Origin of the sequence: Ruegeria sp., assembly GCF_040830605.1 — a bacterium.
GTDB lineage: Bacteria > Pseudomonadota > Alphaproteobacteria > Rhodobacterales > Rhodobacteraceae > Ruegeria.
The window spans coordinates 20,740-34,414 of record NZ_JBFOMD010000015.1; the positions used below are offsets into that span (position 1 = coordinate 20,740).

Annotated in this window: 16 protein-coding genes; 5 read left to right on the forward strand and 11 right to left on the reverse strand. The window is 64.8% G+C overall.

What is annotated here, in order from left to right:
* Window positions 1-4 precede the first annotated feature (4 nt).
* The 3 genes from AB3N21_RS19200 to AB3N21_RS19210 are packed head-to-tail and all read left to right on the forward strand — an operon-like array spanning window position 5 to window position 2,955.
* The gene (locus AB3N21_RS19200; RefSeq protein ID WP_367936726.1) at window positions 5-1,381 is read left to right on the forward strand and encodes a pyruvate dehydrogenase complex E1 component subunit beta; all 1,377 of its coding nucleotides are present in this window, start codon (window positions 5-7) and stop codon (window positions 1,379-1,381) included.
* 4 nt (window positions 1,382-1,385) lie between these two features.
* A complete protein-coding gene (locus AB3N21_RS19205; protein ID WP_367936727.1) occupies window positions 1,386-1,646 on the forward strand; it encodes a hypothetical protein in 261 nt (86 codons plus the stop codon).
* Between the two features lies 1 nt (window position 1,647).
* Window positions 1,648-2,955 (forward strand): pyruvate dehydrogenase complex dihydrolipoamide acetyltransferase, encoded by a 1,308-nt coding sequence (locus tag AB3N21_RS19210; protein ID WP_367936728.1) that lies wholly within the window; start codon window positions 1,648-1,650, stop codon window positions 2,953-2,955.
* A gap of 45 nt (window positions 2,956-3,000) precedes the next feature.
* Here the strand turns inward: AB3N21_RS19210 and AB3N21_RS19215 are convergent, their stop codons facing one another.
* Window positions 3,001-3,690: a winged helix-turn-helix transcriptional regulator gene (locus AB3N21_RS19215; RefSeq protein ID WP_367936729.1), complete on the reverse strand. Its 690-nt coding sequence runs from the start codon at window positions 3,688-3,690 to the stop codon at window positions 3,001-3,003.
* A gap of 96 nt (window positions 3,691-3,786) precedes the next feature.
* On the opposite strand from AB3N21_RS19215, the gene AB3N21_RS19220 reads away from it, so the two are divergent.
* Window positions 3,787-4,593 (forward strand): class I SAM-dependent methyltransferase, encoded by an 807-nt coding sequence (locus AB3N21_RS19220; protein ID WP_367936730.1) that lies wholly within the window; start codon window positions 3,787-3,789, stop codon window positions 4,591-4,593.
* A 48-nt stretch (window positions 4,594-4,641) separates the two neighbouring features.
* On the opposite strand, the gene cysE is transcribed toward AB3N21_RS19220, so the two are convergent.
* Entirely contained in the window at window positions 4,642-5,451 is an 810-nt protein-coding gene (cysE, locus tag AB3N21_RS19225) for a serine O-acetyltransferase (RefSeq protein ID WP_171179445.1), read from the reverse strand.
* A gap of 85 nt (window positions 5,452-5,536) precedes the next feature.
* Here cysE and AB3N21_RS19230 point away from each other — a divergent pair, with 85 nt between their 5' ends.
* Entirely contained in the window at window positions 5,537-5,875 is a 339-nt protein-coding gene (locus AB3N21_RS19230) for a TraR/DksA family transcriptional regulator (protein WP_367936731.1), read from the forward strand.
* On the opposite strand, the gene AB3N21_RS19235 is transcribed toward AB3N21_RS19230, so the two are convergent.
* The 9 genes from AB3N21_RS19235 to AB3N21_RS19275 are packed head-to-tail and all read right to left on the reverse strand — an operon-like array spanning window position 5,856 to window position 13,670.
* Complete coding sequence (locus AB3N21_RS19235) at window positions 5,856-6,152, reverse strand: hypothetical protein (RefSeq protein ID WP_367936732.1); 297 nt, start codon at window positions 6,150-6,152, stop codon at window positions 5,856-5,858. The genes AB3N21_RS19230 and AB3N21_RS19235 overlap by 20 nt on opposite strands.
* Window positions 6,153-6,159: 7 nt before the next feature.
* Window positions 6,160-10,098, reverse strand: a complete 3,939-nt coding sequence (locus AB3N21_RS19240; protein WP_367936733.1) for a glycoside hydrolase/phage tail family protein — start codon at window positions 10,096-10,098, stop codon at window positions 6,160-6,162.
* Window positions 10,098-10,541: an NlpC/P60 family protein gene (locus AB3N21_RS19245; RefSeq protein ID WP_367936734.1), complete on the reverse strand. Its 444-nt coding sequence runs from the start codon at window positions 10,539-10,541 to the stop codon at window positions 10,098-10,100. The genes AB3N21_RS19240 and AB3N21_RS19245 overlap by 1 nt, the downstream gene beginning before the upstream one ends.
* Window positions 10,541-11,428: a DUF2163 domain-containing protein gene (locus tag AB3N21_RS19250; RefSeq protein WP_367936735.1), complete on the reverse strand. Its 888-nt coding sequence runs from the start codon at window positions 11,426-11,428 to the stop codon at window positions 10,541-10,543. The genes AB3N21_RS19245 and AB3N21_RS19250 overlap by 1 nt, the downstream gene beginning before the upstream one ends.
* Window positions 11,428-12,060, reverse strand: coding sequence for a TIGR02217 family protein (locus AB3N21_RS19255; protein WP_367936736.1), 633 nt, complete (start codon window positions 12,058-12,060; stop codon window positions 11,428-11,430). Before AB3N21_RS19255 ends, AB3N21_RS19250 begins: the two co-directional genes overlap by 1 nt.
* Before the next feature lie 14 nt (window positions 12,061-12,074).
* Complete coding sequence (locus AB3N21_RS19260) at window positions 12,075-12,737, reverse strand: phage tail tape measure protein (RefSeq protein ID WP_367936737.1); 663 nt, start codon at window positions 12,735-12,737, stop codon at window positions 12,075-12,077.
* A complete protein-coding gene (locus AB3N21_RS19265; RefSeq protein ID WP_171179431.1) occupies window positions 12,724-12,933 on the reverse strand; it encodes a rcc01693 family protein in 210 nt (69 codons plus the stop codon). The genes AB3N21_RS19260 and AB3N21_RS19265 overlap by 14 nt, the downstream gene beginning before the upstream one ends.
* Window positions 12,930-13,250: a gene transfer agent family protein gene (locus AB3N21_RS19270; protein WP_171179429.1), complete on the reverse strand. Its 321-nt coding sequence runs from the start codon at window positions 13,248-13,250 to the stop codon at window positions 12,930-12,932. Before AB3N21_RS19270 ends, AB3N21_RS19265 begins: the two co-directional genes overlap by 4 nt.
* Window positions 13,251-13,256: 6 nt before the next feature.
* Window positions 13,257-13,670, reverse strand: a complete 414-nt coding sequence (locus AB3N21_RS19275; protein ID WP_171179427.1) for a phage major tail protein, TP901-1 family — start codon at window positions 13,668-13,670, stop codon at window positions 13,257-13,259.
* Window positions 13,671-13,675: the final 5 nt, after the last annotated feature.

Below are 13,675 nucleotides of genomic sequence, written 5' to 3' on the forward strand. Positions count from 1 at the left end.
AGACATGGCAACCGAAATTCTCATGCCTGCACTCTCGCCCACGATGGAAGAGGGCACATTGGCCAAATGGCTGGTCAAGGAAGGCGACACCGTAAGTTCCGGCGACATCATGGCCGAAATCGAAACCGACAAGGCGACGATGGAGTTCGAGGCCGTTGACGAAGGCATCGTCGGCAAGATCCTGATCGCCGAGGGCACCGAAGCCGTCCGCGTGAACACCCCCATCGCGATCCTCGTCGAAGAGGGCGAAAGCGTCGACGCCATCCTGTCGGCACCAGCCGACGCGGGCAACGAGGCGGCCCCCGCAGGGGGCTCCGAGGCGCACGCAGCCCCTGCCCGGGCAACTGCACCCGCAGCACCTAAAGTGGACCTCTCGCCCGACTGGCCCGCAGATGTCGAGATGAAGGCACAGACCGTGCGTGAAGCCCTGCGCGACGCGATGGCCGAGGAAATGCGCGCCGACGAGGATGTCTACCTGATGGGCGAGGAGGTCGCCGAATATCAGGGCGCGTACAAGGTCAGCCAGGGTCTGCTGGATGAGTTCGGCTCTAAGCGCGTCATCGACACCCCGATCACCGAGCACGGCTTTGCCGGGATCGCCGTGGGCTCGGCCTTTGGCGGATTGAAGCCCATCGTCGAGTTCATGACCTTCAACTTCGCCATGCAGGCGATCGACCAGATCATCAACTCGGCGGCCAAGACGCTCTACATGTCCGGCGGTCAGATGGGCGCGCCGATGGTGTTCCGCGGCCCCAACGGCGCCGCAGCCCGCGTGGCGGCGCAGCACAGCCAGGACTATGCCGCCTGGTACATGCAAATCCCCGGTCTGAAAGTGGCGATGCCCTACTCCGCCGCAGACGCCAAAGGCTTGCTGAAATCCGCGATCCGCGATCCCAACCCGGTGATCTTCCTGGAAAATGAAATCCTCTACGGCCGCAGCTTCGACGTGCCGGTCGTGGATGACCTCACCATCCCCTTCGGCAAGGCCCGGATCTGGCGCGAGGGCTCGGACGTCACCATCGTCAGCTTCGGCATCGGCATGCAATACGCGCTCGAAGCCGCCGACAAGCTGGCCGAAGAAGGCATCAATGCCGAGGTGATCGACCTGCGCACGCTCAGGCCCATGGACACCGGCACCATCATCAACTCGGTGATGAAAACCAACCGTCTGGTCACGGTCGAGGAAGGCTGGCCGCAAGGCTCGGTCGGCAGCTACATCTCGTCGGTTGTGATGCAGGAAGCGTTCGACTATCTCGACGCCCCTGTGACCAACTGCACCGGCAAGGACGTGCCTATGCCCTATGCGGCCAACCTGGAAAAACTCGCACTGGTCACCACCGATGAGGTGATCGCGGCGGTGAAACAGGTGACCTACCGGTAAGACGATGGAGATCAGGGGCCGCGATCCAGCAACGGAATGCTACCGCGTCGATTTGGACGTCGACGGTCGCACCGTCACTGCGCTCGTGCCCGAGCGTCTGGCGGCGGATATGCGGCTGATCGGCACGCGCCCCTCCCATCAGACGGCCTATGTCTGGATGGCTGAAAACAAAGAGAAAATCGAGGCCGCGATCGCCATGCTCGCACGCGGTACCGGGCGCCCCAGGGCGCCTTTTGACCAAATTACTCTGATTGAGGAGCGCTGAGATGCCCACCGAAATCCTAATGCCTGCCCTCTCTCCCACGATGGAGGAAGGCACGCTCGCCAAATGGCTTGTCAAAGAGGGCGACACCGTCTCCTCCGGCGACCTGCTGGCCGAAATTGAAACCGACAAGGCCACGATGGAATTCGAGGCCGTCGACGAAGGCGTGGTCGGCAAGATCCTGATCCCCGAAGGCACCGAGGCGGTCAAGGTCAACACCCCCATCGCTGTGCTGCTGGAAGACGGCGAAAGCGCTGATGATATCGCCACCACCCCGGCCAAGGCGCCGGAGGCTGCACCCGCAGCCGACGCGGGAACCGGGGCGGCCCCCTCAGGGGGCTCCGAGGCGCCCGCCCCTGCCCCGGCAGCCCCCAAGGCGGCAGATGGCAACCGCATCTTCGCGTCGCCGCTGGCCCGCCGCATCGCCGCCCAGAAAGGCCTGGACCTGAGCCAGATCGCCGGCTCCGGCCCCCATGGCCGCATCGTCAAGGCGGATGTGGAAGGCGCGACCGCAACCGCCCCGGCCCCGGCTGCCGCCCCCGCCGCAGCAGCGCCGACACCTGCCGCAGCCCCGGCAACCGGCCCCTCGGCGGACATGGTCGCCCGCATGTACGAGGGCCGCGACTACGAGGAAATCAAGCTCGACGGTATGCGCAAGACCATCGCCGCACGTCTGGGCGAGGCCAAGCAAACCATCCCGCATTTCTACCTGCGCCGCGACATCAAGCTCGACGCGCTGCTGAAATTCCGCAGCCAACTCAACAAGCAGCTTGATGCACGCGGGGTCAAACTCAGCGTCAACGACTTCATCATCAAGGCGGTTGCCAACGCGCTGCAGCAGGTCCCGGAATGCAACGCCGTCTGGGCAGGCGACCGGGTGCTACAGCTCAAACCCTCGGATGTAGCCGTCGCTGTCGCCATCGAAGGCGGCCTCTTCACTCCGGTTCTCCTGGATGCCGACACCAAGTCGCTCTCGGCACTTTCGACCGAAATGAAGGACCTTGCGGCCCGCGCCCGCGAGCGCAAACTCGCACCGCATGAATATCAGGGCGGTACTTTCGCGGTCTCGAACCTCGGCATGTTCGGCATCGACAATTTCGATGCCATCGTGAACCCGCCCCATGCAGGTATCCTAGCCGTCGGAACCGGCGCCAAGAAACCTGTCGTGGGCGAGGATGGAGAACTGACAGTGGCCACCGTAATGTCCGTCACCATGTCGGTCGATCACCGCGTCATCGACGGCGCGCTGGGGGCGCAACTGCTGCAGGCCATCGTCGACAATCTGGAAAACCCGATGGTCATGCTGGCCTGATCCAGTCTGAAACATCCAAAGCCGGTCCTTAGGGCCGGCTTTGCACTATCCGGCGACGCGACGGGACCCCACTTTGGTCAAAGGGCTTAGGTTGAGCCAGCGCGTGAATGCCCGGTGCGCCCATCCATCGCCCAGAAGTTCCAGACGCCGGGTTTCTACCGCCATCTCAGGCGTCAGATCGCCCCTGACGATGTAGATCGCGTCCGCCAGCGTGCAGGCCAGATACAGATTCACCTCCCCCCCGGGATCGTCCACGCACAGCTCGCATTTTTCCTCGTGGTTCAGAAACCACCAGAACTGTTTGGACGGAATCTGATCGGTCAGTTCCAAGCGAAGCAGGCATCTTTTTCCATCAAACGCGCCCGGATCGCAGGAACTTTCAAGGCTCCACACCAGCAGCCCCACATCCATTTCCTGCTCTTCGAGTTCACGACGCGTCCACCGCTGTCCCCAGATGCCAAGCGCCTCGACAAGGGGGACGAATTCGCGCCCGGCCTCGGTCAGCACATACCCTTTGTGCTGGCCATCCAACTCGCAGCGCTCGATCACGCCCTCGCTGACAAGCCACTTTAGCCGCGCGGATAAAAGCGACGGAGACATAAGCGGTACGCCGCGCTGCAACGCGCCGAAGCGGCGCGGACCTGCGGCAAGATCCCGTATGATGAGCGCGTTCCATCGTTCACAAAACAACTCAGCCGCTTTCGCGACCGGGCAGAACTGACCGTAGGACTTCATGGCCTCGCCTTTCGTGCCACTACAAAATTCGAACTATACTTCGTGGCACGCAAAAGGTCACGCTGCCCCAGGTGAACAACATCGACAGGTGACGACATGACGACGCAAGCTGCCATCGCGGGCCAGGTCTCGACCACCGCCGCTGAAATCTACGATGAAATCTTCGTTCCCGCGCTCTTTGGCGCGTGGGCGGGGCCTCTATGCGACCGGGCCCGCGTTGCGCCCGGCCAAACCGTGTTGGACGTCGCCTGCGGAACCGGCGCGACAACCCGCGAAGCGGTGCGACGCGTATCACCCGGTGGCGGGGTGACCGGGCTTGACCGAAATGAAGGGATGCTCGCAGTGGCAGCAACCCATGCAGACGAAATCGAATGGGTGGAGGGGCTTGCCGAAGCGCTGCCGTTTACCGATGGAGAATTCGACGCCGTACTGTGTCAGTTTGGCGTAATGTTCTTTGACAATCGAACACAGGCCTTGAACGAGATGCGACGCGTGGTCCGCCCGAATGGCCGGATCGCCCTGTCCGTCTGGGATCGGGCCGAAAATTCCCCTGGATATGCCGAGATGATCGGACTGATCGAGTCGATGTTCGGAGCCCAGGCCGCTGACGCCCTGCGCGCACCCTTCAATCTGGGTGACCGGCATGAGTTTCAGAATGTGCTTAACGCAGGCGGGTTGGACGCCGCGCACATAACCACCGAACCCGGCGTCGCCCGGTTCGCCTCAATTCGCGAGTGGGTTCGCATGGACGTTCGCGGCTGGACGCTATCCGATTTCATCGACGATGACGGTTTTGAGGCACTCGTTGCTGCGGCCGAAGAAACCTTCGGTCAGTTCACCAACCCGGAAGGAGCGGTCGAGTTTCCCGCCCCTGCCCATATCGCCGTTTGGGAATATCATTAACGAAAAAAGCCGCCCGGATTGGGCGGCTTTTCTATTTTTCGGCAATGGTTATTGATCTTTGCCCAGCATGTGATCCATCGAGATCGCGGGCTGATCGCACCCAGCCTCGCCGACGATCTTGGCGGGGATTCCAGCCACGGTCTTGCACGCCGGCACCTCCTGCAGCACCACCGAGCCTGCCGCAATGCGGCTGCAATTGCCGACCTTGATATTGCCCAGAACCTTGGCCCCCGCCCCGATCAGCACACCGTTGCCGATCTTGGGATGCCGGTCCTCTTCCTCCTTGCCGGTCCCGCCCAGCGTCACCGAATGCAGCATCGAGACATTGTCGCCCACCACCGCCGTCTCACCGATCACGATGGAATGGGCGTGGTCGATCATGATCCCCTTGCCGATCCGGGCGGCGGGATGGATGTCGATGCCGAAAATCTCGGATGAGCGCATCTGGAAGAAATAGGCCAGATCGTACCGGCCCTTCCGCCACAGCCAATGCGCCACGCGATAGGCCTGCATCGCCTGATAGCCCTTGAAATACAGGATCGGCTGCAACAGGCGGTGGCAGGCCGGGTCACGCTCGAACACGGCCATCAGGTCGGCGCGCGCGGCCTCGACCACGTCGGCGTCATCCGCATAGGCCTCATCGACGATCTCGCGCAACACCATCATCGACATCTCGTTCGAACACAGCTTGGCCGAGATGCGATAGGACAGCGCCCGCTCAAGACTCTTGTGGTGCAGAATACAGGCGTGCACGAGCCCGCCCATCAGCGGCTCTTTCGCCACGGCGTCCTGCGCCTCAGATGAGATGCGGTCCCAGACAGGGTCTACGGGTGTCAGTTTTCTGCGCGTTTCGATCATGGCCAAACGTCCTTTGCTGCGCCTAGAATACCCATCTAAGGCGGAAAATACCAAACGCAAACCCATGATGCGCGGGATAACAGAAATGAATGAGACCGATCTCGACCATTTCAGGCAGATGATCCGCAATAAGCTGGCAGAACTGGACGAAAGTTCCGCCGCCGGTCTCGATGCGCAGGCCGTTGTCCAGCTCGACCAGCAGGCGGTCGGCCGCCTGAGCCGGATGGACGCACTGCAGAATCAGGCCATGGCCAAGGCGCAACAGGCGCGCCGGGATGTCGAGGCGCAGCGACTCCGCGCCGCCCTCCAGCGGATCGACGAAGGTGAATACGGCTATTGCGAGGAGTGTGGCGAGGATATCCCTCGTGGTCGTCTTGAGCTTGACCTCGCCGCCAGCCGCTGCGTCAGTTGTGCCTCCGGCTGAGCCGGAATCGCACTACCTGTCGCAACACCATCTCGAAACAGGCGCAATAGTTCGGGTCGTCAAACCCGGGCTCATCCGCCAGCATCCGCTTGCGCGCCGCCGCCATCAGCGAGCCGTTGCCATAAAGCGGATGCAGCCTGCCGGTGGCCGCCACATGCCGATCCGCAATCTCGGCCTCGACCACCAGACGCCTGCACAACCGGTCCCGCTGCGCGGGCGGCGCATACAGCAGCGCCCGCGCAGCCGAGCTGACATCACCGTGCAAAACCGGGCGCATGGCCGCCTCAATCCACGGTGATGCGTGAGGCCGGGCCTGCGCCATATGAGGCGGAGACCTGCGCCACCTCAACCTCGAACGGGGTCGTAACCCCATCCTCGGCCTGCATCGCCGCGCCATAAAGCCAGCCGGGTGCCCCCAACGTCACCTCGCGCAGAACGCTGCCATTCTTGCGTACCCGCAGCAGGTAGGATTCGCTCTCTTCGCCCAGCGGCACCTCGACGCCGCTCCAATCGTCCCCATCGATTCGGGTCCGTCTGATCCAGCTGATCCGGGTTCCGCCCCCCTCCGGCATCGCGCTCAGGTGCGCGGGCGAATAGGGCCGCAGGCCGTTGCCGTCGAACGCCTCAACCAGATGCCCATAGGAAGGGTCGTCATAGCCACGGCGCGCGGGCCCGATGCGGTAATGCTTGGCCACCCTGCGCTCGGACCGGGTCAGGCGGGTCTGCACCACTCGGCGATCCAACAGAACAAAGGTCGACCCGGCAGGCCAGACATCCGGCATCAGCGCGTCGCTTCCCAACTGCCCCCGCAAGCGCCCGGACAGCAGATAGGTCCCTTCGGCCACTAGATCGGCATCGCTGAACTGAAACAGCTCCCACCGCCCGCTGCTGCCATCCCCGATCGCGGCTAGATTGGCCCCGTTCAGCACCGCATCCCGGGGCCGCGATTCCAGCGCCCCGCTGATCAGCTTCACCCGCAGCGCTAGGCCATCATCCCACAACCCCACCGAGGCCCGGGGCAAGGCCGTCTCGGTCATCCCTACGACCGCCCGGCTGGCAACGATCTCCTGCAGCGCATAGTTGTCGTCGCTGGGCGAGGAATAGACCGCCACGCTGCCGGGCCACGGCTCAGCCGTAACCGCCAGGTGCGGCGCGTGCGGCACCTCGTCCCCGGTCATCAGTGGCAAGTCCATGAACAGCGGCAGCACCGGCAAAGGCGGCACGAAACTCCGGACGCCCGGCAGATCCTCCTGGATCTCCGATGGCACGTAGAAATTCGGCTCGATCCGCACCGCGTCCACCAGTTGCAGCTCGGCCTGCTCGACCCGGTCGATACGATAGCGCACCTTGTCGCCACCGTCCGTCTCGGGCAGATGCACGATATCCCCCGCACCCAGCGCCATCATCGACGGCGGCAGCGCGAACCGCGCCGTCTCGCGCGAGACGCGTGCCTCGGTCAGCCACCGCTCAACGGTTTGACGACCCTCGGAACGGGTCATCGACAGCGGCATCTCATTCGTGGCCACCGCATGGGTCGCGGTATCGGGCAGCACCGCCTCTTCCGCGACCACATCGTGATCGGCATCCGACTGCACGAATTTCAACCGCACCCGCCCGGTCATCTCGGCCTCGGCCTCGCGGCGATGCTCCACCGTCCCGTCCACCTCGGAACTCCGGGCAAACTGATCCGCTTCCAGATCCAGCGGCCGCACTCCGTCACGCATCCGGAACTTCAGCACCCCGTCCCGTTCGATCGCATCGAACCCGTAGCGCAGCATCAGCGGCTGCAGCGCCGAGCGTGCGTCCGAGACATCCTCGATCAGATAGCCGCGCACCACGCCCCACAGCTCGGACGCATCGATATCGGTCACACCCGAGCGGCGGCAGATCTCAGTCACCACCGAGGCCAGCGTGCGATTGCCCGCCCGCCCGTTCAACCAGTGACCACGCGCATAGTTGCTGCCATCGCTCCACAGCTCCCGGTGGTTCGGAAACACCGGAAACGGGCGCGCATCCCAGGCCCAGACATAGGCGTTCGACAGATCGATCATCCGCCCGCCATATTCGGACGAGATCGGGTTGTTCCTCGACTGCCCCCAATATCCCAGCATCGCCCGCAGGTACTGGATCTGGATCAGATCGTCCCGCGCGCCGCTGGATTGTTTCGGCAGCTTCGATTCCGAGGATTTCGGGTCCAGAAACTTGTTCGGCTGATTGGTCCCCTTGTCGATGGCCGCACAGCCCAGCTCGGTAAACCAGATCGGCTTCGACTTGGGCTCCCACGCCGTCGCGTTCGCCTGCCGCACGCCCCCGATCCGCTCGTGATGAGGCTCGGACCACCAGCTGCGCAGGTCCTTGTAGCGCCACACCCACGGCTCGTCATGCTCGCCATCGGTGATGGGCGTGCGGATCTGCGCCTGCTCCGCCTCAGACGAGTGATAATACCAGTCGTAGCCCTCGCCTCCCTCGATATTGCCTTGCAGGTAATCGAGCTCATAGATCGAGCGCGTACCGGCCCTGGCATCCACATGCTCATCCCCGTCGCGCCAGTCTGAGAGCGGCATGTAATTGTCGATGCCAACGAAATCGACATTGTCATCGGCCCAGAGCGGATCGAGATGGAAGTACCGGTCCCCACTGCCGTCCTCGGGCTGATAGCCGAAATATTCCGACCAGTCCGCCGCATAACCGATCTTGGTGCCCGGCCCCAACAATGCGCGCACCTCCGCCGCCAACTGCCGCAACGCCGCCACCGCCGGAAAGCCCGCCGCGCCCCGGATCTGGGTCAGCCCGCGCATTTCCGAGCTGATACAGAAGGAGGATACGCCGCCGGCTGCCGCACAGAGGGCCGCATTATGCAGGATGAACCGGCGCAGGCTCCACTCATCCGGCCCCGAATAGGTCACCGTCCCGTCTCCCACGGCAAAATCCGAGGCCGAGGCTGTGCCGAAAAACGCAGCCACCTGCGCATCCGCCTGCGCCGTCCCGTCGGGTGAGCCCTCCTGTCCCGGCGCCGCGCTCAGCGTGATCCGCCCCCGCCACGGCAGATGCGGCTGATCATCCGCATCGCTCCACGGGTCCGGCAGGCCATTGCCCTCAAGCTGATCCATCAGGATGAACGGATAGAACATCACCCGCTTGCCACTGCCGTTCAGATGCCGGATCGCCTCAACCACCGCCGCATCCGCAGGCGTGCCGCCATAGATCGGACGGTCGTCGACCCGCACGATCTCCTGCGCGGTGGCCCGGGTCAGCCCCGAGACCCGCCACGGCATGTTGTGCCCATCGATATTGGCGCGCTCGATCTTGGGCCGGATCTCACAGGACCCGCAGCGCAGATCGCCCCCGAACCACGACACGATCAGCGAGGCCGCCTCGCATCCCGGCAGCTCCGCCTCCAGCGCGTCCATAGAGGTCAGGAAATCGGTCTTGCCCGAGGGCGAGTTCGTGTTCGCCGCCCAGTAACTGCCCGGCCCGTTGGTATAGTTCACCTGCGTGGTCGCCAGCGAATACTCCCCGGTGCCCGGCATCAGCGCCACGCCCTTGACGATCTTGCTCAGCCGGTCGCCGTAATCGGGCTGCCCCGGCTGCTCCTGCCGGACCACCTCGAAGGAAAACTGCGGCACCCGGTTGCCATAAGGTTCAAGCGGCAGATCCTCGATCACCACATACGCGGTGCCCCGATAGGCGGGCACCTGCCCGGCGCCCTCGACCGCCTCCATCAGCGGATCGGGCAACTGGGTCTTCGTCCCGCGATAGGCGCGCATGTTCAGATCGGCATGCGGGATTTCCTCGCCATCCGCCCAGATCCTGCTGATCCCGGCAATCTGCCCGGCACCCACCGCAATGGCCAGCGACACCGAGTAGCTGTGGCTGGTGGTCGTCACCTCCGGCTGCCGGGGCGCCCCCTTGCCGCCACCGCCGCTGGTGGTGGTCTGCGTGCTCTCCAGAAACTCCGAGGCCCAGATCACCTGCCCGCCCACGCGCATCCGCCCGTAGACATCCGCAACCGGAGACCCCTCGCCCGATTGCGTCAGCCGGAACCGGTCGACCTTGCCGGTCTCGACCGCCTCGCTGCCGCCGCCCAGCAGGCGCTGGTCGATTAGTCGCCCCAGCGTGGCCCCAACCGCCCGGCCGATCACGGCGGTCGAAAGCCCCGCCACCGTGCCGCCGATTGAGCCACCAATCGCGGCCCCCGCCGCAGACAGAAGTATCGTCGCCATCAGAGCACCTCCAGGGGAAATTCGAACCGAGCGACCACCCGTTTCAGCCAGGGTTCGCTCAGGGGGCTTTCGACAACGCCACGCCCCGAATAGGCGTGCACGAAACTGGGCCGTGCGCCGGTCCCGGCCGCGATCCCCACATGTTTGGCCACCGCCTCCGCCCGCATCCGGAAAAGCAGCACGTTTCCGGGCTCCAACCCGTCCCGGGGCGCCTCGCTCAGATGCCGCCGCGCGGCGGCCCACATCCGCTCTTCACCCTGCGGCTCGGACCAGTCCATGCTGTAGGCCGGCACCGCCTCGGGTTCGGCCCCATAGAGCTCCCGCCACACCCCGCGCAGAAGCCCCAGACAATCCGTCCCGGCCCCCCGAACCGAGGCCTGATGTCTATAAGGCGTGCCCAGCCAACCCCGCGCCGCCTGCACCACATCCATCCGCGCGCCCATCACCTGCGGCTCCCGCCGGTATTGGCGCCGGTCTTCTTGGGCACCACCATCACCCAATCCTCATTGGGCAGGTCCGGAAACCCCTGAAAATTCACCAGATTGTTGAACTTCAGCCGACAGGTCCCCATCCGCTTGTCGCACCCCGCCACCAGCTGCACCCGGTCTCCGGCCTGCACCCCGCCGCGCACCGGTTCCCACAGCTCGATGACCCGAAACCCGCCGTCAAAGGCATCCCGCTTGATCGACCCCCACAGGTCCTTCGCCGAGCCGCTGACAACCGTCAGCCGCCCGCGCTGGAACCACCCCGGCTCGAACCCGGTCATATCCGGCCAGCGAAAGACCCGCGCATCATCCACATACGCAATCGGCACCTCGGTCGAATAGCCAGGCGTCGAGGTCTTGAATTCGCACTGCGCATCGCCCAGCACGGCGGTACACGGCTTCTGATAAATCCGCCCCAACGGACGGTTCAGCGCATCCGTCAGCCCCCGGATCTCGGCGTGAAACGCGCCACCCGCCCTGCGCAGCTCGCCAATCGAGCCGCGAAACTGCAGCCACCGCTGATCCGGTTTCGCCCAGTTGACCAGCCAGGCGCGCACCTCGGCCCCGTCGAACCGGCCCGCCTCGATGTCCTCGTCGCGCACGGCGGCATCCGACAGAACCCCCATCGCCTCGCTGTTGTCGATCGACAGCCCCGTCGCCTGCTCGACCGCCATCGCGGTCAAACCGGTATCGGCCTTGAAGGTCATCCCCTCGAACGACAGCGCGCAATCGTGATCGGTAAACCCGTATTCCACCCCGTCCGCGCGGGTGATCGCCCAGCAGCGGCAAAGCGTCGTCAGGCCGCTCTCAACATGGGCGCGAAATGCCTCGCTCATCCCCGCCATCAGACCCGCACCTCCACCACGGGCACGTTGGGCACGTCACCGGCCTGAAAACTCGCAACGCTGGTCTGAATCCGGTCGGTGTCAAAGCGCACCGGCACGTCGAACTCGAACCCGGCGGTGATCTGAACATCCTCGGCAGGCGGTGTGGCAAAGGTGACAAGGCCCGAGGTCAGATCCACCTCGAAGTCCACCGCCTCCCTCATCTCGTCCTGCTCGATGCCGATCCGCACGGTGCCCTGCACCGGCTTGACGATGGGCCGCGCATAGCTGAACTCGCCCGACCGGTAGGTCTTGATCAGCGGAAAGGCGGTCTTCACCCCGTCCCCCTGCGCGATCACCTGATCGCCAAACGCGACATCGCCCGAGGCCAATCCGGATTTGAAATCCGACCAGTCCTTCCAGCGAAACCCGTACATCTGCCCCTGCCGCGCCTCGAAAAACGCAATCAGCGTCTCGATATCGTCCAGCGACCGCATCCCCAGCCCAGCATCGTAGCGCCGCCGCGAATGCGCCCAGGGCGTGTTGCGCTCTTCGTACCCGTTGGCCAGCGTCACCACATCCGTGCGCCGCTCCGGCCCGCCGACCGAGCCAAAGCTTAAGTTGGCGGGAAATCTCACCTCGTGAAAATTCATGTCTATCTCCCCGATCAGCGATTGCGGTTGCCACGGCCCAGCGCGCGGCTCATCTGCGCCGCGATCTGCCCCTGGCTGCGGCGGAACCCCTGCACATCGGGGGTCGAAATGTTCATCACCACGCTCACAGGCCGCCCGCCGCCGGAATTGCGCACCCCCAGCTTTCCGTCCGCACCCCGCGCCAGCGGCATGATCGCCTCGGGCCCGGCCTCACCCATCAACCCGATGCCACCGCGCATCGGAAAGGTGGTCGGACCGCTGACCACACCGCCATTGGCAAAAGGCATCACCCGGCCCTGCGCAAAACTGCCGCCATCGGCAAAGGGCAGCAGCCCGCCAACCAGATTACCGACACCCTTGGCCAGCATGCCGCCGAAATGATCCGTCACCGGCTTGATCGCCGCCGAATAGGTGGTCTGGATCATCGACCGCGCGACCGTTTCCAGCGCATCCGACAGCTTCATCCCGTCAAACACCACGCCGTCGAAGGCGCGCCGCAACCCTTTGGACAGCCCCCGCTCCAGCGTCGCGACATCCTTGCCGGTCTCTGCAAAGGCCGACCGCACCCGGCGCAGCTCGGCATCGAAGCCGGCCGCCATGGTCGCCGCATCGCCCAGCGTTTCCCCCAGCGTCTCGCCGGTGTCCTGAAGGTCGTCAAACCCGTCACGATCCGTCATCACTCTCTCCTCGTGTCTTGTCCGGATAAGCCGCCAGCAGGGCGTCCAGCCCCGCCCGGTTCAGCGCGGGGTGCCCGGCGCCCTGCCCCAGCATCAGCCGCAGCTCGGCAGGCGTCAGACGCCAGAACTGCTCCGGCGTCAGCCGCAGCCCCACTAGCCCGGCCCGCATGAGCGCAGGCCAGTCGAACCCGCTCATGCCTCACCCGGCACCATGAAGGCCCGCGCCAGCAACTCCGCCGCCGCCCGCGCCGCCGCCATCGGCCCGCCCGCGATCTCGGCGCGCAGCAGATCGGCCCGCGCCACATCGGCGCCGCCGCCCCGCAGCCCGGCCACGACCAGCGCCAGCACATCCCGGCTGGAATACCCCCCCGCCTCGAACCGCTGCACCAGCTCGACCAGAGACCCCGTTTCCAGTTCCTGCTCCAACTCGGCCAATGCGCCCAAGGTCAGCTTGAGCACCCGCCGCTCCCCGTCGATGGTCAGCGCCACCTCGCCCGTCCACGGATTGGCCATGGCGGTTTACAGCGCGGTAAAGCTCAGCGCCCCGGCGCTGGCCATGCTCATCTCATAGGTCGCCTCGCCATTGTGCGAGCCCGCATACTCGATGCCGGTCACCTGAAACGGCCCCTCGACAATGCCGAAATCTGGGATGATCACCTGGAACGCAGGCGTCTCGCCATCAAAGAACAACTGCCGTGCGCGCTCATCGGTGCCGGCGTCCTTGAACACGCCCGAGCCCGAGATCGAGGCCGACTTGACCCCCGCCCCCGACAGCAGTTCGCGCCAGCCGCCCTGGCTCTCCAGGCTGGTCACATCCACACTTTCCGCGTTGAAACTCACCCGCGTGGCCCGCAGCCCCGCGATGGTCTCGAACAGACCCGTACCATTCATGTCCACTTTGACCAGCAGGTCCTTACCGTTCTGGGCACCCATATGCT

Coding starts and splice junctions, on each gene's coding strand:
- AB3N21_RS19200 (WP_367936726.1), top strand. CDS start 5: ATGGCAACCGAAATTCTCATGCCTGCACTCTCGCCCACGATGGAAGAG.
- AB3N21_RS19205 (WP_367936727.1), top strand. CDS start 1,386: ATGGAGATCAGGGGCCGCGATCCAGCAACGGAATGCTACCGCGTCGAT.
- AB3N21_RS19210 (WP_367936728.1), top strand. CDS start 1,648: ATGCCCACCGAAATCCTAATGCCTGCCCTCTCTCCCACGATGGAGGAA.
- AB3N21_RS19215 (WP_367936729.1), bottom strand. CDS start 3,690: ATGAAGTCCTACGGTCAGTTCTGCCCGGTCGCGAAAGCGGCTGAGTTG.
- AB3N21_RS19220 (WP_367936730.1), top strand. CDS start 3,787: ATGACGACGCAAGCTGCCATCGCGGGCCAGGTCTCGACCACCGCCGCT.
- cysE (WP_171179445.1), bottom strand. CDS start 5,451: ATGATCGAAACGCGCAGAAAACTGACACCCGTAGACCCTGTCTGGGAC.
- AB3N21_RS19230 (WP_367936731.1), top strand. CDS start 5,537: ATGAATGAGACCGATCTCGACCATTTCAGGCAGATGATCCGCAATAAG.
- AB3N21_RS19235 (WP_367936732.1), bottom strand. CDS start 6,152: ATGCGCCCGGTTTTGCACGGTGATGTCAGCTCGGCTGCGCGGGCGCTG.
- AB3N21_RS19240 (WP_367936733.1), bottom strand. CDS start 10,098: ATGGCGACGATACTTCTGTCTGCGGCGGGGGCCGCGATTGGTGGCTCA.
- AB3N21_RS19245 (WP_367936734.1), bottom strand. CDS start 10,541: ATGGGCGCGCGGATGGATGTGGTGCAGGCGGCGCGGGGTTGGCTGGGC.
- AB3N21_RS19250 (WP_367936735.1), bottom strand. CDS start 11,428: ATGGCGGGGATGAGCGAGGCATTTCGCGCCCATGTTGAGAGCGGCCTG.
- AB3N21_RS19255 (WP_367936736.1), bottom strand. CDS start 12,060: ATGAATTTTCACGAGGTGAGATTTCCCGCCAACTTAAGCTTTGGCTCG.
- AB3N21_RS19260 (WP_367936737.1), bottom strand. CDS start 12,737: ATGACGGATCGTGACGGGTTTGACGACCTTCAGGACACCGGCGAGACG.
- AB3N21_RS19265 (WP_171179431.1), bottom strand. CDS start 12,933: ATGAGCGGGTTCGACTGGCCTGCGCTCATGCGGGCCGGGCTAGTGGGG.
- AB3N21_RS19270 (WP_171179429.1), bottom strand. CDS start 13,250: ATGGCCAATCCGTGGACGGGCGAGGTGGCGCTGACCATCGACGGGGAG.
- AB3N21_RS19275 (WP_171179427.1), bottom strand. CDS start 13,670: ATGGGTGCCCAGAACGGTAAGGACCTGCTGGTCAAAGTGGACATGAAT.